The sequence below is a fragment of the Saccharothrix variisporea genome, assembly GCF_003634995.1.
Taxonomy (GTDB): Bacteria; Actinomycetota; Actinomycetes; order Mycobacteriales; family Pseudonocardiaceae; genus Actinosynnema; species Actinosynnema variisporeum.
The window spans coordinates 7,997,985-8,023,885 of record NZ_RBXR01000001.1 but is presented as its reverse complement, the minus strand read 5'-3'; the positions used below and the strand labels follow the sequence as shown (position 1 = coordinate 8,023,885).

24 protein-coding genes are annotated in these 25,901 nt (G+C 72.5%); 9 read left to right on the top strand and 15 right to left on the bottom strand.

Going from position 1 to position 25,901, the window contains the following annotated elements; all coding sequences use genetic code 11:
- The first annotated feature begins 86 nt into the window (after positions 1–86).
- The gene (locus DFJ66_RS36750; protein ID WP_121228366.1) at positions 87–1,667 is read left to right on the top strand and encodes a TROVE domain-containing protein; all 1,581 of its coding nucleotides are present in this window, start codon (positions 87–89) and stop codon (positions 1,665–1,667) included.
- Positions 1,668–1,680: 13 nt separating this feature from the next.
- Here the strand turns inward: DFJ66_RS36750 and DFJ66_RS36745 are convergent, their stop codons facing one another.
- The gene (locus tag DFJ66_RS36745) at positions 1,681–2,298 is read right to left on the bottom strand and encodes a peptidoglycan recognition protein family protein (RefSeq protein WP_121228364.1); all 618 of its coding nucleotides are present in this window, start codon (positions 2,296–2,298) and stop codon (positions 1,681–1,683) included.
- Between the two features lie 58 nt (positions 2,299–2,356).
- Here DFJ66_RS36745 and DFJ66_RS36740 point away from each other — a divergent pair, with 58 nt between their 5' ends.
- From DFJ66_RS36740 to DFJ66_RS36725, 4 genes are all read left to right on the top strand, one after another.
- The gene (locus DFJ66_RS36740; RefSeq protein ID WP_121228362.1) at positions 2,357–3,061 is read left to right on the top strand and encodes a VIT1/CCC1 transporter family protein; all 705 of its coding nucleotides are present in this window, start codon (positions 2,357–2,359) and stop codon (positions 3,059–3,061) included.
- Positions 3,062–3,597: 536 nt separating this feature from the next.
- Positions 3,598–3,816 (top strand): hypothetical protein, encoded by a 219-nt coding sequence (locus DFJ66_RS36735; RefSeq protein WP_121228360.1) that lies wholly within the window; start codon positions 3,598–3,600, stop codon positions 3,814–3,816.
- Positions 3,817–4,207: 391 nt separating this feature from the next.
- Positions 4,208–8,683: a glutamate synthase large subunit gene (gene gltB, locus DFJ66_RS36730; RefSeq protein WP_121228358.1), complete on the top strand. Its 4,476-nt coding sequence runs from the start codon at positions 4,208–4,210 to the stop codon at positions 8,681–8,683.
- Entirely contained in the window at positions 8,676–10,118 is a 1,443-nt protein-coding gene (locus tag DFJ66_RS36725; RefSeq protein ID WP_121228356.1) for a glutamate synthase subunit beta, read from the top strand. Before gltB ends, DFJ66_RS36725 begins: the two co-directional genes overlap by 8 nt.
- A gap of 60 nt (positions 10,119–10,178) precedes the next feature.
- On the opposite strand, the gene DFJ66_RS36720 is transcribed toward DFJ66_RS36725, so the two are convergent.
- The 5 genes from DFJ66_RS36720 to DFJ66_RS36700 all read right to left on the bottom strand — a co-directional run bounded on the left by DFJ66_RS36720 (position 10,179) and on the right by DFJ66_RS36700 (position 13,759).
- Complete coding sequence (locus tag DFJ66_RS36720; RefSeq protein ID WP_121228354.1) at positions 10,179–10,898, bottom strand: hypothetical protein; 720 nt, start codon at positions 10,896–10,898, stop codon at positions 10,179–10,181.
- Positions 10,891–11,454, bottom strand: a complete 564-nt coding sequence (locus tag DFJ66_RS36715) for an RNA polymerase sigma factor (protein WP_211351432.1) — start codon at positions 11,452–11,454, stop codon at positions 10,891–10,893. The genes DFJ66_RS36720 and DFJ66_RS36715 overlap by 8 nt, the downstream gene beginning before the upstream one ends.
- Before the next feature lie 37 nt (positions 11,455–11,491).
- Entirely contained in the window at positions 11,492–12,283 is a 792-nt protein-coding gene (locus tag DFJ66_RS36710) for a hypothetical protein (protein WP_147459452.1), read from the bottom strand.
- A 123-nt stretch (positions 12,284–12,406) separates the two neighbouring features.
- Positions 12,407–12,823 carry a YybH family protein gene (locus DFJ66_RS36705; RefSeq protein ID WP_246030059.1) on the bottom strand — a complete coding sequence of 139 codons (417 nt, stop codon included), beginning with the start codon at positions 12,821–12,823 and terminating at the stop codon, positions 12,407–12,409.
- A 33-nt stretch (positions 12,824–12,856) separates the two neighbouring features.
- On the bottom strand, positions 12,857–13,759 hold the full coding sequence (locus DFJ66_RS36700) for a LysR substrate-binding domain-containing protein (RefSeq protein ID WP_246030058.1): 903 nt from the start codon (positions 13,757–13,759) through the stop codon (positions 12,857–12,859).
- A gap of 96 nt (positions 13,760–13,855) precedes the next feature.
- Here DFJ66_RS36700 and DFJ66_RS36695 point away from each other — a divergent pair, with 96 nt between their 5' ends.
- The 3 genes from DFJ66_RS36695 (at position 13,856) to DFJ66_RS43150 (ending at position 18,108) form a co-directional block, all read left to right on the top strand.
- Positions 13,856–14,230 (top strand): hypothetical protein, encoded by a 375-nt coding sequence (locus DFJ66_RS36695; RefSeq protein WP_121228346.1) that lies wholly within the window; start codon positions 13,856–13,858, stop codon positions 14,228–14,230.
- A complete protein-coding gene (locus tag DFJ66_RS36690) occupies positions 14,223–15,782 on the top strand; it encodes a multicopper oxidase family protein (RefSeq protein ID WP_121228344.1) in 1,560 nt (519 codons plus the stop codon). Before DFJ66_RS36695 ends, DFJ66_RS36690 begins: the two co-directional genes overlap by 8 nt.
- Before the next feature lie 94 nt (positions 15,783–15,876).
- Positions 15,877–18,108 carry a protein kinase domain-containing protein gene (locus tag DFJ66_RS43150; RefSeq protein ID WP_246030285.1) on the top strand — a complete coding sequence of 744 codons (2,232 nt, stop codon included), beginning with the start codon at positions 15,877–15,879 and terminating at the stop codon, positions 18,106–18,108.
- 58 nt (positions 18,109–18,166) lie between these two features.
- Here the strand turns inward: DFJ66_RS43150 and DFJ66_RS36670 are convergent, their stop codons facing one another.
- From DFJ66_RS36670 to DFJ66_RS36645, 6 genes are all read right to left on the bottom strand, one after another.
- Positions 18,167–18,772 (bottom strand): response regulator transcription factor, encoded by a 606-nt coding sequence (locus DFJ66_RS36670; protein WP_121228342.1) that lies wholly within the window; start codon positions 18,770–18,772, stop codon positions 18,167–18,169.
- Entirely contained in the window at positions 18,769–19,842 is a 1,074-nt protein-coding gene (locus tag DFJ66_RS36665; protein WP_211351431.1) for a sensor histidine kinase, read from the bottom strand. Before DFJ66_RS36665 ends, DFJ66_RS36670 begins: the two co-directional genes overlap by 4 nt.
- Positions 19,843–19,851: 9 nt before the next feature.
- The gene (locus tag DFJ66_RS36660) at positions 19,852–20,586 is read right to left on the bottom strand and encodes an ABC transporter permease (protein WP_170199879.1); all 735 of its coding nucleotides are present in this window, start codon (positions 20,584–20,586) and stop codon (positions 19,852–19,854) included.
- Positions 20,583–21,581, bottom strand: coding sequence for an ABC transporter ATP-binding protein (locus DFJ66_RS36655; RefSeq protein WP_121228338.1), 999 nt, complete (start codon positions 21,579–21,581; stop codon positions 20,583–20,585). Before DFJ66_RS36655 ends, DFJ66_RS36660 begins: the two co-directional genes overlap by 4 nt.
- Before the next feature lie 359 nt (positions 21,582–21,940).
- A complete protein-coding gene (locus DFJ66_RS36650; protein WP_121228336.1) occupies positions 21,941–22,627 on the bottom strand; it encodes an alpha/beta fold hydrolase in 687 nt (228 codons plus the stop codon).
- Between the two features lie 237 nt (positions 22,628–22,864).
- On the bottom strand, positions 22,865–23,746 hold the full coding sequence (locus tag DFJ66_RS36645) for a helix-turn-helix domain-containing protein (protein WP_121228334.1): 882 nt from the start codon (positions 23,744–23,746) through the stop codon (positions 22,865–22,867).
- 66 nt (positions 23,747–23,812) lie between these two features.
- Here DFJ66_RS36645 and DFJ66_RS36640 point away from each other — a divergent pair, with 66 nt between their 5' ends.
- Positions 23,813–24,619, top strand: a complete 807-nt coding sequence (locus DFJ66_RS36640; protein ID WP_121228332.1) for an SDR family oxidoreductase — start codon at positions 23,813–23,815, stop codon at positions 24,617–24,619.
- 60 nt (positions 24,620–24,679) lie between these two features.
- Here DFJ66_RS36640 and DFJ66_RS36635 read toward each other — a convergent pair whose 3' ends face one another.
- From DFJ66_RS36635 to DFJ66_RS36625, 3 genes are read right to left on the bottom strand one after another with little or no spacing between them, the layout of a single operon-like run.
- Positions 24,680–25,117 carry a hypothetical protein gene (locus DFJ66_RS36635; protein ID WP_147459451.1) on the bottom strand — a complete coding sequence of 146 codons (438 nt, stop codon included), beginning with the start codon at positions 25,115–25,117 and terminating at the stop codon, positions 24,680–24,682.
- Between the two features lie 10 nt (positions 25,118–25,127).
- Positions 25,128–25,406 carry a DUF2695 domain-containing protein gene (locus DFJ66_RS36630; protein ID WP_121228329.1) on the bottom strand — a complete coding sequence of 93 codons (279 nt, stop codon included), beginning with the start codon at positions 25,404–25,406 and terminating at the stop codon, positions 25,128–25,130.
- On the bottom strand, positions 25,406–25,816 hold the full coding sequence (locus DFJ66_RS36625) for a DUF2750 domain-containing protein (RefSeq protein WP_147459450.1): 411 nt from the start codon (positions 25,814–25,816) through the stop codon (positions 25,406–25,408). The genes DFJ66_RS36630 and DFJ66_RS36625 overlap by 1 nt, the downstream gene beginning before the upstream one ends.
- Positions 25,817–25,901 lie beyond the last annotated feature (85 nt).

Here is a 25,901-nt window from a genome sequence, read left to right as displayed (position 1 = left end):
GCCTCCTGATCTCGGGAATGCACCCGCGCACGCGTCCTCTCCGCGAGGGCGCGTGCGCGGTCTCTTCCGCGACGGAGGTGGGTCTCATGGCGAAGTTCAACCGCGGCACGCTGCGCGCTCTGGTGCGGAGCTTCGTCGAGTCCGGGCGGACCCCGTCCGGCACGACCCACGAAGGCGGTCCGGGGTACGCGCGCGACACCCGGTCCGAGCTGTTCCTGCTCGCGGTGACCACCATGGTCGGGGAGCCCACCGCCTACGAGGCGGCGGGCGAGCGCGACGACCGGTACGCGGCGCTCGTGCGTGCGGCCGCGCTGGAGGACCCCGACTGGACCGCCCGGCTGCTCGCGTGGCTGCGCACCGGCGCGAACCTGCGCACCGCCGCGCTGGTCGGGGCGGCGGAGTACGTGCGGGCCCGGCTCGGCGCCGGCGACGACCGCGGACCGTCGAACCGCTCGGTGGTGGACAGCGTGCTGCGGCGCGCGGACGAGCCGGGGGAACTGCTGGCGCACTGGCTGGCCACCCACGGTCGGGCCGTGCCCAAGCCGGTCAAGCGGGGTGTCGCGGACGCCGTGCTGCGGCTGTACGACGAGCGCGCCCTGATCAAGTACGACAGCCCCGCGCGGGCGCTGCGCTTCGGTGACGTGCTCAACCTCGTCCACCCGACCGGGGGCCGGGCGGACCTGTTCACCCACGCGCTGGACCGCCGCTACGGCCACGACACCGCGGTCCCGGCGTCGCTGACCGTCCTGGCTCGGCGGGCGGAACTGCTGTCCTGGCCGGTGGAACGCCGGCGTGCGCTGTTCGACCGGGGCGACGCGGTGGCCGTGCTGCGCGAGGCCGGCATGACGTGGGAATCGGTGGCGGGGTGGCTGCAAGGCCCGCTGACCGCCGCCGTGTGGGAAGCGCTGATCCCGTCCATGGGGTACATGGCGTTGCTGCGCAACCTGCGCAACTTCGACCGCGCCGGGGTGTCCGACGAGGTCGCGGCCCGGGTCGCCGCGCGCCTGGCCGACCCCGACCAGGTCGCCCGGTCACGGCAGCTGCCGTTGCGGTTCCTGTCGGCGCACCGGGCGGTCGGGTCGTCGCGGTGGGCTGGGACGTTGGCGCAGGCGCTCGACCACTCGCTGCGCACCGTCCCCGAACTGCCCGGCCGCACGCTGGTCCTGGTGGACACCTCGGGTTCGATGAACGCGCCCTTCTCCCGGGACGGCACGCTGCACCGGTGGGACGCGGCGGCCGTGTTCGGCCTGGCCCTGGGCATCCGGTGCGCGGACGCCGACGTCGTCTCGTTCTCCAGCCCCCACGGCGGGCGGCCCGAGACCATGCCGTTCCCGCTGCGCCGGGACGAACCGCTGCTGAGCGCCGTGACGCGGTGGAAGGAGGGCGGCTACTTCATCGGCGGCGGGACGTACACGGCTCGTGCGATCCAGCGGCACCTGCGCGGCCACGACCGCGTGGTGGTCCTCACCGACGAGCAGGCCGCGGACGACGTGGACCGGGCCGTGCCACCCGGCACGCCGCTCTACACGTGGAACCTCGCCGGTGACCGGCGGGGCCACACGCCGTCGGGTGCCCGTGACCGGCACACCTTCGGCGGCCTGACCGACCAGGCGTTCGGCGCGATCCGGTTGCTGGAGGCGGGGAGGAACGCCGACTGGCCGTTCTAGCCGGTCGGTCGTTCTAGACGGCTAGGGCGACGTCCGCTCGCAGGCGTGGCAGCAGGGCGTAGAAGGCGTCGCCCGGACACACCGTGTCGGCGTAGAAGTCGCGGTGGCCGTGGATCTCAGTCGGGGGGATGTCGTACTGGCGGCACACCCGCGCGCACAGCCACACCAGGGCGTCCCACTGCCGGGCCGGCGGGACCTCGGACACGTAGGTGCCTTCGTTCTCGATGCCGATCGAGGTCCGGTTCTGGCCCGGGCAGTGCGCGCCCTCCACGAGCCGGTCACCCTGCCGCAGGGCGGCCAGGCTGCCGTACCGGCCTTCGAGCAGGACGCCGCCGCGCGAGATCGTGAAGTGCTGGCCGGTGTCGCCCCAGCCCCGGTCGTCGGTGTGCAGCCGCTGGAAGAACCGCGCCAGCTCGAACGCGTGCCGCTCGGACGTGTCCAGGACGTTCTCCGTCGCCGTGTGGTGCACGAGGATGCGCTCCGGCCGGCGCAGCACCACGGCCTGCTCCTCCACGGGAACCCGCGCACCCCACTCCGCGCACCCCGCGACCCTCTTCGGAGCCGGCAACGGCCGCACCACCGCCCCCACGGCGGCCAGGACCCCGACACCCAACACCGCGCGCCTGCGCATCGATCCCCCCAAGGACTCCGCCGCAGCATAACCGCCCGTGAGGTGGTTCGATCACGCCATGACCCACGCCGGCGAAGCCCACCACGACGCCCTGTCCGAACGCCTCAACTGGTTGCGCGCGGGGGTGTTGGGCGCCAACGACGGCATCGTGTCCACGGCGGGACTCGTGGTGGGCGTCGCCGGCACCACCGCCGACCGCACCACCGTCCTGGCCGCGGGCGTGGCGGGCCTGGTCGCCGGCGCGCTGTCGATGGCGGGCGGCGAGTACGTCTCGGTCAGCACCCAGCGCGACACCGAGCGCGCGGCGCTGCGGCTGGAGGCGAAGGAGCTGCGCGAGATGCCGGAGGAGGAGGAACGCGAACTCGCCGACATCTACCAGGACAAGGGCCTGTCCCCACAGCTGGCCGCGCAGGTCGCGCGGGAGCTGACCGAGCAGGACGCGCTGCGGGCGCACGCCGAGGCCGAGCTGCAGATCGACCCGGACAACCTGACCAGCCCGTGGCAGGCCGCGTGGGCGTCGCTGGTGTCGTTCGCGGTGGGCGCCCTGGTGCCGCTGGTGGCGATCGTCGTGCCGCCGTTGTCGTGGCGGGTGTGGACGTGCGCGGTGGCGGTGCTGGCGGGGTTGGTGCTGACCGGGGTGATCAGCGCGCGGCTGGGGGCGAGCCCGGTGTGGCGGGCGGTGCGGCGCAATGTGGTGGTGGGGTCGCTGACCATGCTGGTGACGTACTACGTGGGCCTGCTGTTCGGCGTCACGGTCGGCTGAGCGGGCGAGCCTGGCGGCGAGCGCGGCGCGGCCTCCGGCCCCCGACTCGATCATCCCACGACCCACCGACAATTCCGGGCCCCGCACCCCGCCGCACCCGCCCACGCCCCTCCGCGCCCACGCCAAGCCCGCACCGCCCAGCCCACGCCAGCCAGCCCACGCCGCCCGGCCCACGCCGCCCGGTCCGCGCCGCCCGGTCCGCGCCGCCGCGCCCATGCCCCGCCGCGCCCGCCCAGCTCGGCCCGCGCCGCTTCGCCGCGTCTGCCCACCCCGCCGCGCCCGCCCGATGCCGCCGAGGCCCGTCGCCCGGGACCGCGTCCACCGGGTTTCGTCGGGAGGCGGCAGGCCGGGCGCGGAGGCGGGAGCTTCCGTCAGCGGGTGGGGTGCCGAAGGGGCTGGCGGTGACGCACTGCGCACACCCGTAGTAGATCTCGAAAAAAGTTGTCCCTCGGAGGTGTGAAGACCGCACCAAGCGGGTAACCGCCGCTGGCTTGACGCCGTTGGGTGCGTCAAGGCCAGGAGCGGAGGTGCCAGCAGTGACCCATCCCCCGACAGCTCTCCTCGTCCCGCGCAGCGCGCGTGCCGAACGGCGGCTCTGGATGTTGCTCGCCCTGCTCTTCATCCTGGTGGCGGGCGTGAACGGGATCGTCGCGCTGAGCGAGGCGCAGGTGTGGCAGGGCGGCTTGGCCGGCTTGTCGGTGTTGGCCGCCGCCGGGTGCGGGAGAGTGGCCCAGCGCATCCCCGAGCAGTTTTAGCCACCACTGAAGAGGTCGAGAAGCTAGTCCGACTGGGCGTAACCTGTTGGTAGGAATGATGTCAACTGGGCGTGGGATTCACCACGACGCCCTGTCGGACTAGAGCCATAACCGCGAATTCACACTATCGTCACAAGACCCCGGCAACCCCGGTGCACCGCCCCGCGTGACGCACGGCCCCATCCGGCCCACCGGCACGCGCACAAGGAAGTGCAGTTTCCCGCACAACGGAGTGCGGCCCCACGCCCCCATCTCCCCCGGCGTGGACCCCCAAGCCAGCAGTCCTGCGAGGCCGAGCCGCCGCGCGTCGACGAAGCGCGCGAAGAGCAGCCCGGCCATGTCTGTTTGCCCGAAAACAGCCTCGACAGGCGATGCCACGGGAGGGCCCGTTGTGACCCACCACCACCAGCCGAAGCAAGGTCTTTACGACCCGCAGTTCGAGCACGACGCCTGCGGTGTCGCGTTCGTCGCCGACCTCGCCGGTCGGAGAAACCACGCGATCGTCGCCCAGGCGCTGGTCGCGTTGCGCAACCTGGAGCACCGGGGCGCGCGGGGCGCGGAGCCGGAGACCGGCGACGGCGCGGGCATCCTGATCCAGGTGCCCGACGCGTTCTACCGCGAGGTCGTCGACTTCGACCTGCCCGAACCGGGCGCCTACGCGGTCGGCACCGCCTTCCTGCCGCACGAGGACGACGAGGTCCGCCGGCAGATCGAGCGCATCGCCGAGGAAGAGGGCGCGATCGTCCTGGGCTGGCGGGACCTGCCCGTGGACACCGACCACGTCGGTCCCACGGCCAAGACCACCATGCCCCGGTTCCGCCAGCTCTTCCTGGGCGGCGAGGAGGGCATGGAGCTGGAGCGCCTGGCGTTCGTCGTGCGCAAGCGCGCCGAGCACGCCACCGGCGTCTACTTCCCGAGCCTGTCGGGCCGCACCATCGTCTACAAGGGCATGCTGACCGAGCCGCAGGTCGAGAGGTTCTTCCCCGACCTGACCGACGAGCGGGTCACCAGCTCGATCGGCCTGGTGCACTCCCGGTTCTCCACCAACACGTTCCCGTCGTGGCCGCTGGCCCACCCGTACCGGTACGTGGCGCACAACGGCGAGATCAACACGCTGCGCGGCAACCGCAACTGGATGGACGCGCGCGAGTCCATGCTCGCCACCGACCTCATCCCGGGCGACCTGGAGCGGATCTTCCCGGTCATCACCCGCGACGCCAGCGACTCGGCGACCTTCGACGAGGTGCTGGAACTGCTGCACCTGGGCGGCCGGTCGCTCCCACACGCCGTGCTCATGATGATCCCCGAGGCGTGGGAGAACCACGCCGAGATGGACCCGCAGCGGCGCGCGTTCTACGAGTTCCACTCCACGCTCATGGAGCCGTGGGACGGCCCGGCGCTGGTCGCGTTCACCGACGGCACCCTGATCGGCGCGGTCCTGGACCGCAACGGCCTGCGTCCCGCCCGCTACTGGGTCACCGAGGACGGCCTGGTCGTACTGGGTTCCGAGGCCGGCGTGCTGGACCTCGACCCGACCTCGATCGTCCGCAAGGGCCGCCTGGAACCGGGTCGCATGTTCCTCGTCGACACGGCCCAGGGCCGGATCATCGACGACGAGGAGATCAAGGGCGAGCTGGCCGCCGAGCACCCGTACCAGGAGTGGGTGTCCGACGGCATCCTGCACCTGGCCGACCTGCCCGCGCGCGAGCGCGAAGTGCCGACGCACGCGTCCCTCGTGCGTCGTCAGCAGGTCTTCGGCTACACCGACGAAGAGCTCACGCTGCTGCTGCGGCCGATGGCCAAGACCGGCGCGGAGCCGATCGGCTCGATGGGCAACGACGCCCCCTTCGCGCCCCTGTCCAATCGGCCCCGGCAGCTGTTCGACTACTTCACCCAGCTGTTCGCGCAGGTCACGAACCCGCCGCTGGACGCGATCCGCGAGGAGCTGGTCACCTCGCTGCACGCGACCCTGGGCGCGGAACCCAACCTGCTGGAAGCCGACGCGAGCAGCTGTCGCCGGATCTCCCTGCCCTTCCCGGTGCTGGACAACGACGAGCTGGCCAAGCTGGTGCACGTCGACGACGACGGCACCCTGCCCGAGTTCCGCACCTACACCGTGCACGGCACCTACGACGTCAACGGCGGCGGTGACGCTCTCGTAGGCAGGCTGGCGGAGATCAAGGTCGAGGTGTCGGCCGCGATCCGCGACGGCGCGCGGCTGGTCGTGCTGAGCGACCGGGGCGTGGACGCGAACCACGCGCCGATCCCGTCGCTGCTGCTGACCGGCGCGGTGCACCACCACCTGGTGCGGGAGAAGACCCGGACCCAGGTGGACCTCATCGTGGAGTCCGGCGACGCCCGCGAGGTGCACCACATCGCGCTGCTCATCGGCTACGGCGCCAAGGCGGTCAACCCCTACCTGGCGATGGCGTCGGTGGAGGAGATGGCCGGGCTGGACCCGAAGACCGCCACCCGCAACCTGATCAAGGCGCTGGGCAAGGGCGTGCGCAAGACGATGTCCAAGATGGGCGTCTCGACCGTCGCCTCCTACACCGGCGCGCAGATCTTCGAGGCCATCGGCCTGGGCGCGGAGGTCATCGACTCCTGCTTCACCGGCACCACGTCCCGCCTGGGCGGCATCGGGTTCGACGTGATCGCCGAGGAGGTCGCCAAGCGGCACCGGCTCGCGTTCCCGCCCGACGGCGTCCGGGCCCACCACCGGGAGCTGGAGGTCGGCGGCGAGTACCAGTGGCGTCGCGAGGGTGAGGCGCACCTGTTCAACCCGCAGACGGTGTTCAAGCTCCAGCACTCCACGAAGACCGGTCGCTACGACATCTTCAAGGAGTACACGAAGGCCGTGGACGACCAGTCCAAGCGGCTGATGACCCTGCGCGGCCTGTTCGAGTTCAAGTCGGTCCGGCCCCCGGTGCCGATCGACGAGGTCGAGCCGGTGTCGTCCATCGTGAAGCGGTTCGCCACGGGCGCGATCTCCTACGGCTCGATCTCGCAGGAGATGCACGAGACCCTGGCCATCGCCATGAACCGGTTGGGCGCGAAGTCCAACACCGGCGAGGGCGGCGAGGACCCGGAGCGGCTCTACGACCCGATCCGCCGCTCGGCGATCAAGCAGGTGGCCTCCGGCCGGTTCGGCGTGACCAGCGAGTACCTGGTCAACGCCGAGGACATCCAGATCAAGATGGCGCAGGGCGCGAAGCCCGGCGAGGGCGGCCAGCTGCCCGGCGCGAAGGTGTACCCGTGGATCGCCCGCACGCGGCACTCCACGCCCGGTGTCGGCCTGATCTCGCCGCCGCCGCACCACGACATCTACTCGATCGAGGACCTCGCCCAGCTCATCCACGACCTGAAGAACGCCAACCCGGCCGCCCGCATCCACGTGAAGCTGGTGTCCGAGGTCGGCGTGGGCACGGTCGCGGCGGGCGTGTCCAAGGCGCACGCGGACGTCGTGCTCATCTCGGGCCACGACGGCGGCACGGGCGCGTCCCCGCTGTCGTCGATCAAGCACGCCGGTGGTCCGTGGGAGCTGGGGCTGGCCGAGACGCAGCAGACGCTGCTGGCCAACCGGTTGCGCGACCGGATCGTGGTGCAGACCGACGGCCAGCTCAAGACCGGCCGGGACGTGGTGATCGCGGCCCTGCTGGGCGCAGAGGAGTTCGGTTTCGCCACCGCTCCCCTGGTCGTGTCCGGCTGCATCATGATGCGCGTCTGCCACCTCGACACGTGCCCGGTGGGCGTGGCCACGCAGAACCCGGCGCTGCGCGCGAAGTTCGCGGGCAAGGCCGAGCACGTGGTCAACTTCTTCGAGTTCGTCGCCCAGGAAGTGCGGGAGCTGCTGGCGGAGCTGGGTTTCCGGTCGCTGGAGGAGGCCGTGGGCCACGCCGAGCTGCTGGACACCCGCAAGGCCGTGGACCACTGGAAGGCCGCGGGTCTCGACCTGTCGCCGATCTTCCACGTGCCCGAGCTGCCCGAAGGCACCTCGCGCCACCAGGTCGTCGCGCAGGACCACGGGCTGGAGAAGGCGTTGGACAACACGCTCATCCAGCTCGCCGAGGGCGCGATCGCCTCCGGTGACCGGGTGCGGCTGGAACTGCCGGTGCGCAACGTCAACCGCACGGTCGGCACCATGCTGGGCTCCGAGGTCACCAAGCGGTGGGGCGGCGAGGGCCTGCCCGACGACACCATCGACGTGACCTTCACCGGCACCGCCGGGCAGTCGTTCGGCGCGTTCCTGCCGCGCGGCATCACGTTGCGGCTGGTCGGCGACGCCAACGACTACGTCGCCAAGGGCCTGTCCGGCGGGCGGATCACGGTCCGGCCGGTGGCGGACGCGCAGTTCGCCGCCGAGCAGCACATCATCGCGGGCAACGTCATCGGCTACGGCGCCACCGGCGGCGAGATCTTCCTGCGCGGCAAGGTCGGCGAGCGGTTCTGCGTGCGCAACTCCGGCGCGCTGGCCGTGGTCGAGGGCGTGGGCGACCACGGCTGCGAGTACATGACCGGCGGCCGGGTGGTCGTGCTCGGGCCGACCGGGCGCAACTTCGCGGCGGGCATGTCCGGCGGCGTCGCCTACGTGCTGGACGCGAAGGAGCAGCGGGTCAACCAGGAGATGGTGGACCTGGACCCGCTGGACGACGCCGACCGCGAGTTCCTGCGGACGGTGGTGGAGAAGCACTACGCGGAAACCGACTCCGCGGTGGCGCACGCCCTGCTGGCGGACTGGGACCTCGCCGTCGACCGGTTCACCAAGGTCATGCCCAAGGACTACAAGCGGGTGCTGGCCGCGCGGGCGCGGGCCGAGCAGGAGGGCCGCGACGTGAACGAGGCGATCATGGAGGCCGCACATGGCTGACCCGCGCGGTTTTCTGACCACCGAACGCGAGACCCCGCGCAGCCGCCCGGTGTTCCTGCGGCTGCGCGACTGGCGCGAGGTCTACGAGGAGTTCGAGCGGCCCAAGCTGGAGAAGCAGGCCGGCCGCTGCATGGACTGCGGCATCGCGTTCTGCCACCAGGGCTGCCCGCTGGGCAACCTGATCCCCGAGTGGAACAGCCTGGTGTGGCAGCAGGACTGGCGTGACGCCATCGAGCGGCTGCACGCCACCAACAACTTCCCGGAGTTCACCGGGACGTTGTGCCCCGCCCCCTGCGAGGCCGCTTGCGTGGTCGGGATCAACGGCGATCCCGTCACCATCAAGCGGGTCGAGATCTCGATCGTCGACCGCGCTTTCGACGAGGGGTGGGTCACGCCCCAGGAGCCCCGGACCCGCACCGGCTTCAAGGTCGCCGTGGTGGGTTCGGGGCCCGCGGGCCTGGCCGCCGCGCAGCAGCTGACCCGCGTGGGCCACGACGTGGTGGTCCTGGAGCGGGCGGACGCCATCGGCGGGCTGCTGCGCTACGGCATCCCCGAGTTCAAGATGGAGAAGTGGCGGCTGGACCGCCGGCTGGACCAGATGCGGGCCGAGGGCACCGAGTTCCGCACCAACGTGAACGTCGGCGTGGACGTCACGGTGGACGAGCTGCGGAACTCCTACGACGCCGTGGTGCTGGCCGGTGGGGCGACGGCGTGGCGCGACCTGCCGGTGCCCGGCCGCGAGCTCTCGGGCGTGTACCAGGCGATGGAGTACCTGCCGTGGGCCAACCGGGTCGCCCGCGGCGAGCTGCCGGACTCGCCGATCTCGGCGGCCGGCAAGCACGTCGTGGTGATCGGCGGCGGCGACACCGGCGCGGACTGCGTCGGCACCGCCCACCGGCAGGGCGCGGCGTCGGTGACCCAGCTGGAGATCATGCCCCGGCCCGCCGAGACGCGGACCGACGCGCACCCGTGGCCGACCTACCCGATGCTCTACCGGGTGACCTCCGCGCACGAGGAGGGCGGCGAGCGGCTCTACTCGGTGTCCACGGTCGAGTTCCTGGGCGACGCCGACGGGGCCGTGCGGGCGTTGAAGCTGGTCGAGGTGGACTCCAAGTTCCAGCCGGTGCCGGGCACCGAGCGGGAGATCCCGGCGCAGCTGGTGACGTTGGCGATGGGCTTCCTGGGGCCGGAGAAGGCCGGGCTGCTGGAGCAGTTGGGCGTCGAGCTGGACGCGCGCGGCAACGTGGTGCGCGACGAGTCCTTCAAGACGTCCGCGGACGGCGTGTTCGTCGCCGGCGACATGGGCCGCGGCCAGTCGCTGATCGTCTGGGCCATCGCGGAGGGCCGGTCGGCCGCCGCGGGCGTGGACGCGTTCCTCACCGGGCGGCAGGTGCTGCCCCGACCGATCGAGCCGACGGACCGGCCGATCGCGTGAGCCGGCCCCGCGGCGGGTGGACAACGGAGTCCGCCCGCCGCGGGACCACCACCCCCTCTTTCAGAGAGTCTTCGCGAGCGCCACCACCTCGTCGAGCGGCAGCGGACCGGTGAGGGCGAAGGCGTCGCCGCCCTTGCTCCACATCAGGCGCGGGGCCGAGCAGTCCCACTGCCCGTGCAGCGAGGCGTGGCGGCGGAAGTCCACCGTGTAGCCGGTGCGCGACGGGGCTCGGACCAGCACCGCCGTCACACCGTCCAGCGCCACCTGTTCGGTCTCTCCCCGCTCGGGCGGCAGGAAGGTCGTCCCGGCCGGGTAGCGCTCCAGGGTGAGCGTGCGGCCGTTCACCCGGTAGGTCACGATGGTGATGCCGTACTCGCCGCCCGGCTCGGTGATCCGCAGTTCCAGGGGGTTGCCCCACGGCGTGTCCGCGCCCGGCGGACGCCAGCCGGTCATGTCGCGGATCGCGGCCGAGGAGGCCAGCAGGGGCTCGGTGCCCAGTTCGCCGCAGTAGGCCGACCGCCACCGGTCGCCGGTCACCGGGGTCGCCAGCGTGGTCGCCGTGGCCGGGACGGCCTCGCGGGCCACGACCCACGGCACCACCACGCCCGCCACGGACACCACCGTCAGCAGCGCCGCCGCGACGGCCGGCACGCTGACGTCGCCGAACCTCCTGCGCTTGCGCGTGGCCGCTTGAGCGATGGCCGCCACGGTGGCGTCGTCGGGTTCCCGCTCCCACTCGCGCCCGAGGGCGCGCAGTTCGTCCTCCAGCCGCTCAGCCACGGTCCACCTCGTCCTCCAGCAGTGCCCGCAACCGCTTGAGCGCCCGAGCGGCCCGCGACTTCACGGTGCCCTTGGGCCACGCCAGCACGTGGGCCGTCTCCTCCTCCGACAGGTCCAGCACGTACCGGCAGCCCAGGACCTGCCGGTCCGTGTCGGGTAATCGCCACAGCGCCGACCACAGCGCGCGTTGGCGCTCGTCGGCCAGCACCAGGTCATCGGGTTGTTCGGGCTCGTCGGCGCGCGGGTCGTGCGCGACGAACCGGACCAGCACGTCCAGCCGCCGGCGGCGCGAGCGGTGCAGGTTGCGGACCAGGTTCGCGACGATCCGCAGCAGCCAGGGCCGGAACGCCGCGTCCGCCTTGAAGCCGGACAGGGCGGCGTGGGCGCGGACGAACGCGTCCTGCACGACGTCGTCGGCCTCCGCGCCCGCGCCCATCAGCACGGCGACGCGGTGCGCGGCCGAGTGGTGCGCCCGCACCAGGTCGGCGAACGCGGTCTGGTCGCCGTCCCGGGCACGGGCCACCAGCCGTGCCTCGTCCGTGGCGGTTGCCGTCATACCCCCTCTACACCGCACGGGTGTCGAAGGTTCCACATCAGCCCGCGGGGGTGAGCTCGACGTCGGCGACGCGCAGCGGGCGTCCCACGAAGTCGCGGTTCGACCACTTCGGGTCCGAGCCGGTCCACGACACCGAGCCGCACGTCAGCGTGACGGCGGTCCGGCCGGGGTCGGGCGTGCCGGGGAAGGCGAACGTCCTGGTCACGGGCGTGCCGCCGCCGGGCACGTCGAGGAAGAACGGCTCGCGCAGGACGTCGAACAGGCCGTCGAGGCGGAACTCCGCTTGCGGCGTGGTCAGCCGGCAGGAGTCGACGACGCTGACCTTGGCGGCCAGGCCGCTGCGGTTGACGGCGGTGAAGGTGACCTTGGTGAAGTCGTCGGTCACCTCGACCTTGTCGATCCGCGCCTGGAGCGGGCCGACCGAGCCTTCGACGGGCGCGGCCAGCCGCTGGGCGCGCACGGTCTCGCCGCTGGTGATCCGGTCGATCGTCCACGACAACGCGTAGGCCGTGCCGCCGCCGACCACCAGCAACACGAACGCCGCCGCCGCGAACGGCCCTAGGGTCGACCCCTTCGCGCGCCGCTCGGGCAGCTCGCGGAGGAGGTCGATGATCAGCGGAACCGCGCCCAGCGCCACGGCGAGCCCGGCCGTGAGCAGCGGCGTCATCGCCGGCACGAGGAGCTTGACCACCCCACCGACCAGCAGCGCGATCGCACCGAACAACACCGCGCGCCCCAACGTGAGGAACCTGCGCCGCCGCCGGGGCGGAGGCCCGGTCCGCCGCACCGCCGCCCGCCGCGGGTCCCGCCGCTCCTGCGAAGTACCCACCCACACCCCCGATGTCGACCGTCCACAGCAGACACCAGCGTGCACTTCGATCTTGCGATCGGCCGCCCGACGAGCACGGAAACCACTCGACCGGGGGTCTCCGCGCTGCCGGCGTGCGGCTCGTCAGGGCTCCAGGTCGGTCACGCCCCGGCCGGTCGCGATGTCGAGCGGCACCGAGACCTGGTCGTGGGCGATGAGCCAGGTGCCCTCGACCTTGCGGAAGCAGAGCGTGCCTCGCACCCACATGCCGGGTGTCTTCGTACCGTTGCCGAGCGTGCCCGACAGCCGTCCGAAGAAGTACGCGAAGGCCAGGTCCTCCCCCGCCACCACGGTCAGGTCCCGCACCTCGTAGGTGGGCTCCGCGAAGAACGTGAACACCCTCTCCCAGTTCTTCAGCTTCGCGTCGACCCCCACGTGCTGCAGCGGCGGGTCGATGTCGAACGACACCACGTCCTCCGCGTACAGCCGCCGCAGCCCCGCCAGGTCCTTGTCCCGGATGGCCTGCGCGATGCCGCTGACCCGCTCCCTGATCTCGTCCACCACGACTGCTCCCCTTCCGTTCGGCTTCTCCCCTTACGACAACGCAGCGCCCCGGAATGTGACGGACCAGTCCCAGTCGCTGATCGTCGTGCGCATCAGGCGGGCGGCGGTGGACAGGTGGGCGTCGGTGCTCCAGTACAGGGTCACGGTGCGCCGGCAGTCGGGGCTGTCGACGGCGATCCAGGCGCCCGGCGGGCGCGTGGGCGCGTGGCGGGCGAAGCCCGGGACGAGGCCGACGCCCAGGCCCGCGCTGATCAGCTCGGCGATGGCGGTGGGCTCGTCGGTCTCGCACACGACCTTCGGCGTCAGGCCGCGCGCGGCGAAGAGGCGGTCGAGCAGGCGGCGGATCCAGTGGCCCTCGCGGGCGGTGACGAAGGGTTGGTCGGCGATGTCCTCGACGGTCACCGACTCCCGGCTCGCCAGCGGGTGGTCCAGCGCCACCCCGAGCCCGACTGGCTCCTCGAACAGGGTCGTGGAGTCGATGCCCGAAGCGTGGACGGGCTGCGAGGCGACGCACAGGTCCACGTCCTGCGCGCGCAGCCGGCGGGCCATGTCGTCGGACGGTGCCCAGTGCAGCGCCACCTCGACGGACGGGTGCGCGCGCTTGAAGGCCGCCAACGGACCGGTGAGGGTCAGGAACGTCTCCGACGCCAGCCGCACGCTGCCCACGCCCCCGTCCGCCGCTTCGGCGACGGCCCGTCGTCCGGCGTCCAGCTCGCCGAGGGCGCGTTCGACGTGGTCGCGGAAGAGCTTCCCGGTGTCGTTGAGGCGCAGTCGACCGGTGCGGTCGAACAGCGGCGTGCCCAGTTCGGCCTCCAGCCGGGCGATGGTGCGGCTCAGCGACGGCTGGGCGACGCGCAGCTCGTCGGCGGCCCGGCTGAGGTGCTCCAACCTGGCCACCACCAGGAACTGCCGCAGCGAGTTCAGCTCCACCATGCCTCCCAGAGCATAACGTCATAGCGATATTGATCTTAGACGTAATAACGCCTGAGTCATAGCGTGGCGGCAGGATCTACGCGGAGGAGATGACTCATGGTCACCAGACCGGCCGAATGGGTGTTCCGGGCGGTCGTCAGCGCGCACGTGGCGGCGATCGCCGGCCAACCGGTGTTCGCGGGCGTGTACCTGACCGGGGAGTTCGACGGGCTGCGGCTGCACGCGATCGGCGCGGACGTGGTCACCTCGCTGGGCTACCTGCAAGCGGTCGTCGCGGCCGTGGTGTGGGTGCGGCTGCGCCGGCCGTGGCCGTTCGCGGCCTCGCTCGCGGTGGTGGCGGCGGAGACCGTGCAGTACTTCGCCGGGCTCGACGGCGTGCTGTGGCTGCACGTGCCGCTCGGCGTGACGACGATCGCCGCGCTCGCGGTGCAGTTCGTCTCCGTGTGGCGGCGGGAGGTGCGCGGTGCCTGAACCCCTGAGCCGGCGGCGGCTGCTGGGCATCGGCGGCGCGCTGGGGCTGATGGCCGTCACCGGCCTGTCCACCGCCGCCGCGCTGGCCCGCAGGCCACCCTCGACCGGTGCCGAACTGCGCAGCGCCGTGCCGCTGCCACCGCCGTTCCGGGTGCCGCTGCCGATCCCCGCCGTGCTGAAGCCGACGTCCGGCGACCGCTACGAGATCACCCAGCGCGAGGCGACCGCCGAGGTCCTGCCCGGCCTCAAGACTCCACTGTGGACGTACGACGGCACCTTCCCCGGCCCCACGATCGAGTCGAGGCGCGGCCGGGCCATCACCGTGACCCACCACAACGAACTGCCCGTCCCGACCGTCGTGCACCTGCACGGCGGACGCACCCCGGCGGAGTCCGACGGCTACCCGACCGACCTGGTCCTGCCGCGCAACTGGTCCGAACAGCACACCGGCCACACCATGCACGACCCCCGCGCCGTGGTCACCCAACACACCCGGGACTACACGTTCCCGCTGGACCAACGTCCGACCATGCTGTGGTACCACGACCACCGGATGGACTTCACCGCCCCGGCGATCTGGCGCGGGCTGGCCGGCCTGCACATCATCCGCGACGACGCCGAGGAGTCCTTGGGCCTGCCCGCGGGCGAACGCGAACTCCCGCTGATGATCGCCGACCGGGCCTTCGCCGAGGACGGCAGCTTCGCCTACCCGTCCCTGGACCCGGGTCTGCGCGTGCTGCCGGGCGTGCGGGACGAGTACTTCGCCGGTGTCCTGGGGGACGTCATCCTCGTCAACGGCGCCCCGTGGCCGGTGCACGAGGTGGACGCCGCCCGCTACCGCCTACGCGTCCTCAACGCCTCCAACGCCCGCCACTACGAGCTGGAAGCCGTCACCGACGACGGCCGCGCCCTCGACCTGGTCCAGATCGGCGCCGACCAGGGCCTCCTGGCCACTCCGGTGACCCACCAGTCCGTGCCCATGGCCCCCGCCGAGCGCTACGACCTGGTCATCGACTTCACCGACATCCCGATCGGCTCCCGAGTCCGCGTCCTCAACCGCCTGGGCACCGGCCGCACCCGCGAGGTCATGGCCTTCCACATCACCCGCCGAGCCGAGGACGACAGCCGAATCCCGACCACCCTGTCCACCGACCTCCCGACCTGGGACCCATCCGACGCCGTCCGAGTCCGCGACTTCACCTTCCGCGCCGGCCGGACCAACGGCCACCACGGCTGGCTGATCGGCGGCCTCCCCTTCGACCCGGCCCGCACCGACGTCACCACCCGCTTGGGAGACGTCGAGCTCTGGCGCCTGACCGCCGACATCCACCACCCGGTCCACCTGCACCTGGTCGGCTTCCACGTCCTCTCCCGCGCCGGCCGCCCACCCCTCCCCCACGACGCCGGCCTGAAGGACACGATCTCCCTGCGGCCGGGCGAAACAGCCGAGATCATCACCCGCTTCGACGCCTACCGAGGCCGCTACCTGTTCCACTGCCACAACGCCGAACACGAGGACATGGGCATGATGGCCAACCTGGAAGTCGTCTAGAGCACCCCGTACGGCCCAACGGTTTCACCCGATGATCAGCCACCGACGGACGCGAAATGCGGGGTGCGGCTCGCCGCTAGGCTCGACCACCGTGATGCCGCAACCGCAGGTGCCCGGGTACACGGTCGTCGGTGTGGTCGGTCGCGGCGGATTCGCCGTGGTGTACCGGGCCGTGCAGGTCAGCGTCGACCGCGAGGTCGCGGTCAAGATCGACAGCCGGGTGGTGCTCGACGAGAACGACCGCCGCCGGTTCCTCCGCGAGGCGCGGGCCGCGGGACGGCTGTCGGGGCACCCGAACGTGGTGGACCTCTACGACGCGGGTGTCCTGCCCGACGGCCGTCCCTACCTGGTGATGGAGCTGTGCACCGGCGGGTCGCTGCTCGACCGGTTGCGCGACGGTGGCGCGCTGCCGGTGGACGAGGCGTGCGCGCTGGCGGTGAAGATGGCGGACGCCCTGTCCGCCGCCCACACCGCCGGCGTGCTGCACCGGGACATCAAGCCGGCCAACATCCTGGTCAACCGGTACGGCGTGTACGGCTTGGCCGACTTCGGACTGGCTGCCCTCGCCGAGCCGGGGCGGGAGTCCTCGGCGAGCCTGACCGCGCTGACCCCGGCCTACGCGGCACCGGAGGCGTTCCGGCAGGAGCCGCCCACCGAACGGGCCGACATCTACGCGTTGGGCGCCACCTTGTACGCGTTGCTCTCCGGGCGGCCGCCCCGGTTCCCGCGGCGGGGTGAACCGAACCTGACCGAGATCATCCGGATGCACGACCAGCCGCTGCCGGGCATCGTCGGCGTCCCGGACGACGTGATGGCCGTGCTGCACAAGGCGTTGGCCGCCGACCCGTCCGACCGCTTCGCTTCCGCGGCCGAGTTCCGCGACGCACTGGCCGCCGCCGACACCACACCCGCCACGACCGCAGAGGCGGACACCGGAGAACCAACCGCCGACGAGGTACCGGACGACGACACCGCCGAGGCCGCGCCGGACGACGACACCGGGGCCGCGCCGGACGAGGGCACCGGGGCGGCAGCCGACGACGACACCGAAGCCGTGTCGCACGAACCTCCCGCCGGCCCGACGAAGTCGTTCGGGTTCGGCCCCAGGCGCGACGAAGAACCCACCCTGGGCCGGGTCGAGCCACCCGACCCCGCCGAGGCGGTCACCACCCACGTCCACGACGAGCCGGCCGACCGGCGCGGTCGTGGCGCCCGGAGCCGGTTCGCCGCGGCACGACGGGGTGTGGTCGCGTTGGCGGCGGCCCTGGTGCTGGTGGCGGCCGGTGTCACGTGGGTGGTGCTGAGCGACATCGAGGACGGCGTCCAGACCGGTCGCGTGCTCGACGTCCCGGGCGGCCCCGACGCGGCCGACGGCGCCACCGACATCCTGTTGGTCGGCAACGACAGCCGCACGGACACCGAGGGCCGGCCGCTGCCCGACGACGTGCTCAAGCAGCTGCGCACCGAGCAGAAGTCGGGCAGCGCCACCGACACGCTCGTCCTGATCCGCGTGCCGGACGAGGGTGGACGGGCGTCGGCGGTCTCGATCCCGCGCGACGTCCGGGTGCCGATCCCCGACGCGGGCGACGGACCGATCAACACCGCCTACGGCGTGACCAAGCAACGCGCCGAAACCGGCCTGCGCGGGCAGGGCGTCACCGACGAGCGCCGCCTGGCGCGCGAGTCCGACGACGCGGGGCGCAAGGTGCTGGTGCAGGTCGTGCAGCAGCTCACCGGGATCAGGGTCGACCGGTACGCCGAGCTCAACCTCTACGGCTTCTACCTGATCAGCGAGGTGATCGGCGGCGTGGACGTGTGCCTGAAGGCGGACACCGCCGACTCGGACTCCGGCGCGTCCTTCACGGCCGGGCGGCAGTCGATCTCCGGGGGCGACGCGCTGTCGTTCGTCCGCCAGCGGCGCGGCCTGCCCCGCGGCGAACTGGACCGCATCGTCCGCCAGCAGGTGTTCATGCAGGGCTTGGCCGACAAGCTGCTGTCCACCGGAACGCTGACCGACCCGGCGACCGTCTCCCGGCTCACCGACACCCTGCGCCGCACGGTGGTCATCGACGCGGACTGGGACGTGCTCGACTTCGTCCGCCGGATGCAGGAGTTGGCGGCAGGCGACGTCGAGTTCGTCACCGCCCCGGCGAGGGTCATGCCGGACGGCACGACCGCCGCCGACCCCGCCGGCATCCGCGCCTTCGTCACCGGACTCGTCAGCGGCACCCCCTCGACCTCCGCGACAGCCGCCGCGGCCGACCCGAACTCGGGAGGGCCGTCCCCGGTGAACTTCGTGCGCCACGAGCCGCTCTGCGTCAACTGACCCGCACTCGACCGCTCGCGCGGCTGTGTCCACGCTGCCGTCCGCGCGAGTCCACCGACTAGAGCCAGCCGCTGTCCTCGGCCACCCGGACCGCCTCCGCCCGCGTCCGCGCTCCCGTCTTGCCGATCGCCGCCGACAGGTGGTTGCGGACCGTTCCCTCGGACAGGTGCAGCGCGCGAGCGACGTCGGCCACCGTGCCACCGTCCCGGGCGGACGAGAGGACCTCGCGCTCCCGTTCCGTCAGCGGGCTGCGGCCGGTGGCCAGCGACTCCGCCGCCAGCGCCGGGTCCACCACGCGCAGTCCCCGGTGCACGCGCCGCACGGCGTCCACCAGGTGCTCGGGCGGCGCGTCCTTGACCACGAAACCGACCGCGCCCGCGGCCATCGCGCGGGCCAGGTAGCCGGGTCGCCCGAACGTCGTGCACACGATCACCCGGCACGACGGCAGCGCCGCACGCAGGTCGGCCGCGGCGGTCAGGCCGTCCCGGCCGGGCATCTGGACGTCCAGCAGCGCCACGTCCGGGGTGCTGCGCAGGGCGGCGGGCACGACGTCGTCCCCCGAGCTGACCTCCGCCACCACCTCGATGTCGGGCTCCAGGCCCAGCATCGCGGCGAACGCCCCGCGCACCAGCGCCTGGTCGTCCGCCAGCAGCACCCTGATCATGCGACCTCCGCCCGCACCCGGTAGCCGCCGCCCGCCAGCGGCCCCGCGACCACCCTGCCACCCACCTCGGCGAGGCGTTCGGACAGGCCGGTCAGCCCCGTTCCCGGCGTGCCCGCGCCGTGCCCGCGCCCGTTGTCGCGGACCTCCAGCCACGTGTCGCCCAGCCGGACCTCGCACCGCGTGGCGGCGGCGTGCCGCAGCACGTTCGTGACGGCCTCGCGCAGCACGTACCCGAAGACCCGCTGCAGGTCGGGGCGCACGTTGTCCACGGCGTGCGGCAGGTCGGCCCGCACGCCCGCCGCGCGCAGCGCCTCCCGCGCGCCGACGACCTCGGCGGACAGCGACACCTCCCGGTAGCCGGAGACGGTGGCGCGGACGTCCCCGAGCGCCTGGCGGGTGAGGTTCTCGATCTCGCGGACCTCGTCGTACGCGCGGTCGCGCTCGTCGCTCTCCAGCAGCCGCCGCGCCACGCCCGCCTTGAGCGTGATGGTGGTGAGGCTGTGGCCGAGGATGTCGTGCAGGTCGCGGGCCAGGCGGTTGCGCTCCGCGGTGACGGCCAGCGCCGCGATCTCCTCCTGGGCCAGGTCCAGCGCCCGGTTCGCGCGGATCATCCGGCCCACCGCGAGCATCCCGAGCGAGACGGACAGCAGCGTGCCCAGCGACGCCTGCGCGTCGGGGAACCGGCCCTCGACCACGAGCGCGCCGACGAGGACCGCGAGCACCGCGCCGTCGATGGCGATCGCCCGCCAGGCGGGCAGGACGATCGCCGTCGACGCCATGACGTAGACCATCAGGCCCGCCTCGTCCAGGCCCACCAGCCCCACGACCACCAGGCCCAGCACCGTGAGGGCGACGCAGAACACCGTCCGGCGGCCGACGTCCCCGTCCTGGAACCGCAGCACGACCGGCAGCGCCAGCCAGCTCACGGCGTAGGCGAGCAGCAGCGCGATGGTCAGGACCCGCCACCACAGCGGCCGGTCGGTCCGGCCGGCCAGGTCCCAGGCCACCGCCGGGACGTACAGCAGGACGAAGACCAGGCCGAACGCCCACCAGCGGTGCTTGTCGCGCATGCCGCCAACCTAAACGTGCGCCGCGCGGAACCGCCGGGCGGCCAGCAGGCCGAGGCCGAGCACCCAGGCGCCGACGACCAGCACCGCGCGCCCGACGTCCACACCGGACGCCACGGACGCCAGCGCCAGCTCCTTCGCCCAGTACACGGGCAGGACCTGCATGATCGTGCGCAGCCAGTCGGGCGCCACGTCGGCGGGGATCCAGATGCCGCCGAGCAGGCCGAACAGCATCGACGCCACGCCGGTGACCGCCTGCATGCCGTCCGGGGTCGCGAACAGGCCGACGACGATGCCGACGAGCACGAACGGCAGGGCGGCGAGCCACAGCGTGCCGAGCACCGCCACCCACTGCAGCGGTTCCAGCCGGACGCCCTCGACCACCACGCCGACGAGGCTGACCAGCAGGATCGCGGGCAGTGCGACGACCATCCCGAGCACGCCCTTGGTGAGCACGTACCCGGTGCTGGACAACGGGGTCAGCTGAAGTTGGCGCTGCCAGCCCGTGCCGCGCTCGACAGCGATGCCGGCGCCCGTGGACAGCGGGCCGGCGATCACGCCGAACAGGGCCATGTTCATCATCAGGGAGGTGACCACCGGGACGCCGTTGGGGAACGTGCCGGCCTGGCCGCCGTAGAGGTTGACGAACAGGACGAACATCAGGGCCGGCACGGCGACCGTGAAGATCAGGTAGCGGCCGTTGCGGACGGCGCGGCGCAGTTCGAGGGCGAGGAAGCGGGCGTTCACCGGTCGGTGTCCTCTCCGGCCAGGGCTGCGATCGGGGCTCCGGTCAGGTCGCCGGTCAGGTCGCCGGTCAGGTCGCCGGTCAGGTCGCCGGTCAGGGCGCCGGTCAGGGCGAGGAAGGCGTCCTCGAGGCCGAGCGCGGCGATCTCGATGTCGTGGGCGGCGGGGTGGGCGGCGAGCAGGGCGCGCAGGGCGGTGTCGGAGTCGCCGCAGGTCAGCGCGACCCGGTCGCCGCGGACGTCGACGGACCGCACGCCGGGCAGCCGGGCGAGGTCGTGCTCGCGGGCGCCGGGGACGACCGCGCGCAGCGTGCGGCCGGAGACGGCGGCGCGGACCTGGGCGACGGAGCCGTCGGCGACGACCCGTCCGGCGCGCATGAGGACGACGCGGTCGGCGTACTCCTCGGCTTCTTCGAGGTAGTGGGTGGCGAACAGGACCGTGCGGCCGGTGGCGGTGTAGGCGCGCATGGACTGCCAGAACTGGCGGCGGGTCTCGACGTCCATCGCGACCGTGGGCTCGTCCAGGACGAGCAGGTCGGGGTCGCCGACGAGCGCGAGGGCGAACCGGACGCGCTGCTTCTGCCCGCCGGACAGCTTCGCGCAGCGCCGGTCGGCGAGGTCGGCGATCCCGGCGCGGGCCAACGCCTCCCGGACGGGGAGGGGCTCGCGGTGCAGGGCCGCGACCAGACCGACGACCTCGGCGACCGTGACGTCGTCCAGCAGCGCGCCGCTCTGCAACATGGCCCCGACCACACCGTCGGCGACGGCTTCGCGGGCACCGCGGCCGAACACCGCGACGTCCCCCTCGTCGGGGCGGGTGAGGCCCAGCAGCATGTCCACGGTGGTCGACTTGCCCGCGCCGTTGGGTCCGAGCAGCGCCACGACCTCACCGGGTGAGATGAGCAGGTCGACCCCGTCCACCGCGCGGACCTCTCCGAACCTCTTGCGCAGGCCGCGCAACGCCACCGCCGCGCCGACCCGGACCGTCGTCTCCGTCATGGTTCGAGCTTGTCGACCGGGGGCCTGCGACGAGGGTTTCAGCCGTCATGATCGCGCCATGACATCCGTCATGGGAGCAGCCGGCCGACCACCTCCTCCGGGGCTGGCGGAGTGCGCCGGCTCCCGTCGCGCTCGCGCAGGCCGTAGCCGACAGCCCGGTCCAACGCGATGTGCGCCAGCCGGCAACCAGTCACCTCTCCCCGACCACCCGACCGCTGTGGGTTACGGGCACCCCGACGCAGTCCGGCCGACGAACAGCGCGCCGTGAGCCGCCGGTGGTGGCGGGCGCCGGTGGTGGGGGCGCCGGTGGTGGCGGGCACCGGGTGCGGCGGGGTGTTTCCACCGCACCCCGGCGCGGGTCAGTGCCCGGTGGCAGCGGCCGCGATGAGTCGGGCCAGTTCAACCGGCTTGGTGACCATCGGCCAGTGGCCGGAATCGATGTCGACGTATTCGACGTGCTTGACCGCGGCGAGTTCGGGCACGTCACCGGCGGCGATCCAGTCCCGCGCCTGGGCCGGGGTGAACTCGGGGCAGATCAGCGTCACCGGGACGTCGAACCGGCGTTCGTCGGCCAGGTGCACGACGCCCTTGGTCACGCCTTCCGGGACGGGGATCGCGGCGGAGGCGAAGGCGCGCTTGGCGTCCTCGTCCAGGTCCGCGGAGTCCGGCCCGTCGAACGGCGCCCACCCGGGGAAGGGCATGACGCCGTTGTCGGTGTCGAAGAAGTCGGCGTAGGCCTTCCCGTCACCGGCCGGGAAACCGCCGATCATCACGACCTTCGCCACCTTCTCCGGTCGGGCGTCGGCGGCCGACCAGGCCAGCGAGCACGCAGCGGAGTGCCCGACCACCAGAGGGCGGTCCGGCGCGGCGTCCACGGCGGCGAGCACGGCCGCGACCTGGTCGGCCAACGTGGCGGAGGTCGAACCGTCACCCTGACCCGGGAGGGTCAGCGGCACGGGGTCGTGGCCGAGTTCCCGCAGCGCGGGCACGACGGCGTCCCATGCCGAGCCGTCGAGCCACAGGCCACCGATGAGCAGGATGTGCACGATCAGTTCTCTTTCTCTAGTGAGGTCGGGTTGCGTTCGGCGTAAGAGCCGGTGCTCCCGTTCCTCTTTGCGGACGACACCGCGGACGACACGGCGGACCATCGCCTGGGGTTCGTTCGCGACGCCCCGGTGCAGCGCCGGCGCCCGGAACGTCCTGGCTCACGTGAGGACACCCCACACGTCCGTTCGACACCGCCCGGAGCGCGCTCCGATGAAGTCCTGCTCCGCGGCACTCGGTCATGGGGTCACGTTAGGACCGGTTCCGGACGATCCGCTTCCGGTTGTCACCCGCTCTTCCTCGCCGACTCCCTCCGGCGGGTGAAGCCGTCGGGTTGAGGCGACCCGGGCCAGGGCGTCGGCCGACGGGCTGCCGGGCTCGGGCTGGTAGACGATGATCGTGTGGTCTTCGGCTCCGGCGATGGTGAGGGTCTGGCGGCGCAGGGTGAGACGGCCGGCGTCGGGGTGGTTGAAGCGCTTGGTCTCGTCGCGGGACGGGCGTACGTCGTGTCGTTCCCACAGCGAGCGGAAGTCGTCGTGGGGCAGCAGGTCGGCCACCAGGGCGGTGGTCCGCGGATCGCGTGGGTCGGCCGTTGCCCGCAGAGCCGCCACCGTCTGCGCGGCGATGTCCGGCCAGTCCGGGAACAACGTACGGGTGGCGGGGTCGAGGAACACCTCGCGGACCAGGTTGCGGCCGGGGTGGTACATCGGGGCGAGCAGCATGGCCGCCTTGTTGGCCATCACCACGTCGAACCAGCGGTCGCGCACGTACGCCGGAGTGCTCCCCCACGAGTCGAGCAACCGCTGCACCTCGGCACCGGCCCCGCCGGGCTCGTGCGGCTCGGACGGCGGGGCGGCCAGGGCGCGCAGGTGGGCCGCGGCGTCCGGGTCCAGGCGCAGCGCCGCCGCCAACGCGTCCACGACCTGCGGGGACGGGTTGCGGTCCACGCCCTGTTCCAGCCTGGTCAGGTACTGGACCGAGACGCCGGCCAGCCGCGCGAGCTCGTCGCGGCGCAGCCCCGGCACCCGGCGCCGGCCGTAGGTGGCAAGCCCCACGTCATCCGGCCGCACGCGGGCCCGGCGCGCCTGGAGGAACTCCCCGAGGACGTTGTCACGTGTCATCGACTCTCGAGGGTATCCCTGCCAGGGTGCTGGTTGGCGGTGCACCGTCGCGGCAGGGTCGAGGCCATGAAGACATGGTTCATCACCGGGACGTCCCGGGGCTTCGGACGCACGTGGGCGACTGCGGCACTGGAGCGCGGTGATCGGGTCGCCGCGACGGCCCGCCGGGTCGAGGCGCTCGACGACCTGGCCGAGACCTACGGCGACCGCCTCCTGCCGATCGCACTCGACGTGACCGATCGCGCCCAGGTCTTCACCGCGGTCGACCACGCCGTGAAAGCCTTCGACGGCTTGGACGTCGTCGTCAACAACGCCGGCTACGGCCTGTTCGGCATGATCGAGGAGACGACCGAACACCAGGCCAGGGCCCAGATCGAGACCAACCTGTTCGGCCCGCTGTGGGTGACGCAAGCCGCCCTGCCGATCCTGCGCCGGCAGGGCAGCGGGCACCTCGTCCAGATCTCCAGCATCGGCGGCATCGCCGCCTTCCCCACACTCGGCCTCTACAACGCCTCCAAGTGGGCCCTCGAAGGGATGAGCGAGGCACTGGCCCAGGAAGTCGGCCCACTCGGTGTCAAGGTGACGATCGTGGAGCCGGGCCCCTACGGCACCGACTGGTCGGGGGCCTCGGCGGCGCACACCACCCCGATCCCGGCCTACGAGCCCATCCGTCAGGCCCGCCGGTCCAGCGCCGCCGCCCGCGCACCACGCGACCCGTCGGTCACCGCGGACGTCCTGCTCAAACTGGTCGACCTGCCGGAACCACCACTGCGGTTGTTCCTCGGCAGCTACCCGTACCCGATCGCCGAGAAGGTCTACCAGCAGCGGCTCGCCACCTGGCAGCAATGGCGAGAACTCGCCGAGACCGCGTAGACCCCGTCCGGACAACGTTTCGGACCGCCGGCGGAACGTACCCCAGTTCGCGCGACACCGTCAGGTCGCCGATCGGATCGATTCCGCCCACGCCCGGACGTGGAGCAGCGCCGGCCCGAGGACCACTCGCAGCACCGCGCGCAGCCGGTCGACGTGCTCGAACGCGAACCACCCGCTCCTGAGCCGGCTGCGCACGCGCGGGTTGTCCGCGTACAGCGCGCCGAGCGCCTTCTTGTCGAGCACCTTGTCGAGCGTGGCCGGCGTGACCTGGAGTCGGGATTCCACCGGGACGTTCCCGAGGGAATCCGCCGCCGCGGTGTCCTCGGCGGTGAAGAGGAGACCCCAACCGAGGTCGGGGTCCCACCCGTGGCGGTCGAGCCGCACCTTGAGGCGGATGCCGCCGGGCAGCCGGTAATCGCCCTTGCTGCCGGAGAAACCGTGCTCTCGGAAAACGTCCTCGAATTCCCGGAGCACGGCGTCGACGTCCGCCTTCTTCAACGTCGGCACCTCAGTTCGACGTGTCGGGGTCCACCGTCAGGACTTCGCAGTCGCAGAACGCCGCTTGTGAGCGCAGACCGCGTTCCACATCGCCCCAGTCGAGCCCCGCGTCGGCGGCCCACGCACGGGTCAGGTCGAACGCGTCGGAGCACTCGTCGACGCCGTGGTCCTCCAGGAACTGCTTCAGATCCGCCAGTTGATCAGGGGTCAGGCCCAACGCCTGCCAGTCTTCCTCGCGGCGGCGTTGGCGGTAGGCCGCTTTCGCCGCCTTCCTCGCTCGGGCGTCCATCACCCGTCGCCGCCCGGCGGAGGGGACGCGGCGGCGATCTTCGAGCGGAACTGGGCCGGGGTCAGGGTCGCCGCGATGCGGTCGTCCACCGGGAACACCGCCAGTCCCAGCCCCTGCTCCTGGATCGAGGGCAGCGTCACGTCGAGGAACCGGCCCAGCTCCAACGGGATCACCCCTTCCCCGGGCTCGGCCGAGGACCGCATCTCCCGCTCGGCGAAGGCCGGGTGCGACCACACCGGGACCACGACGTCGCCGTCGCCGTCCTCCATGAGCGACATGCCCTCGTCGTCGCCCCACATGCACAACGCCCCGGACGCGACGACGGACTCCAGGAAGTACTTCAGCCGGAGGGCACCGCCCCGGGCCGCCGCGGCCACCACGTCGTCCTCGTCCAATGACGGGAAGCTCACCACTGTCGGTCCTCTCGCCGGCACGTCCGGTCCAGGTTAGGCGATCGGGTGGGCCGGACCGCGCCGGCACCACCCGATCGGGAAC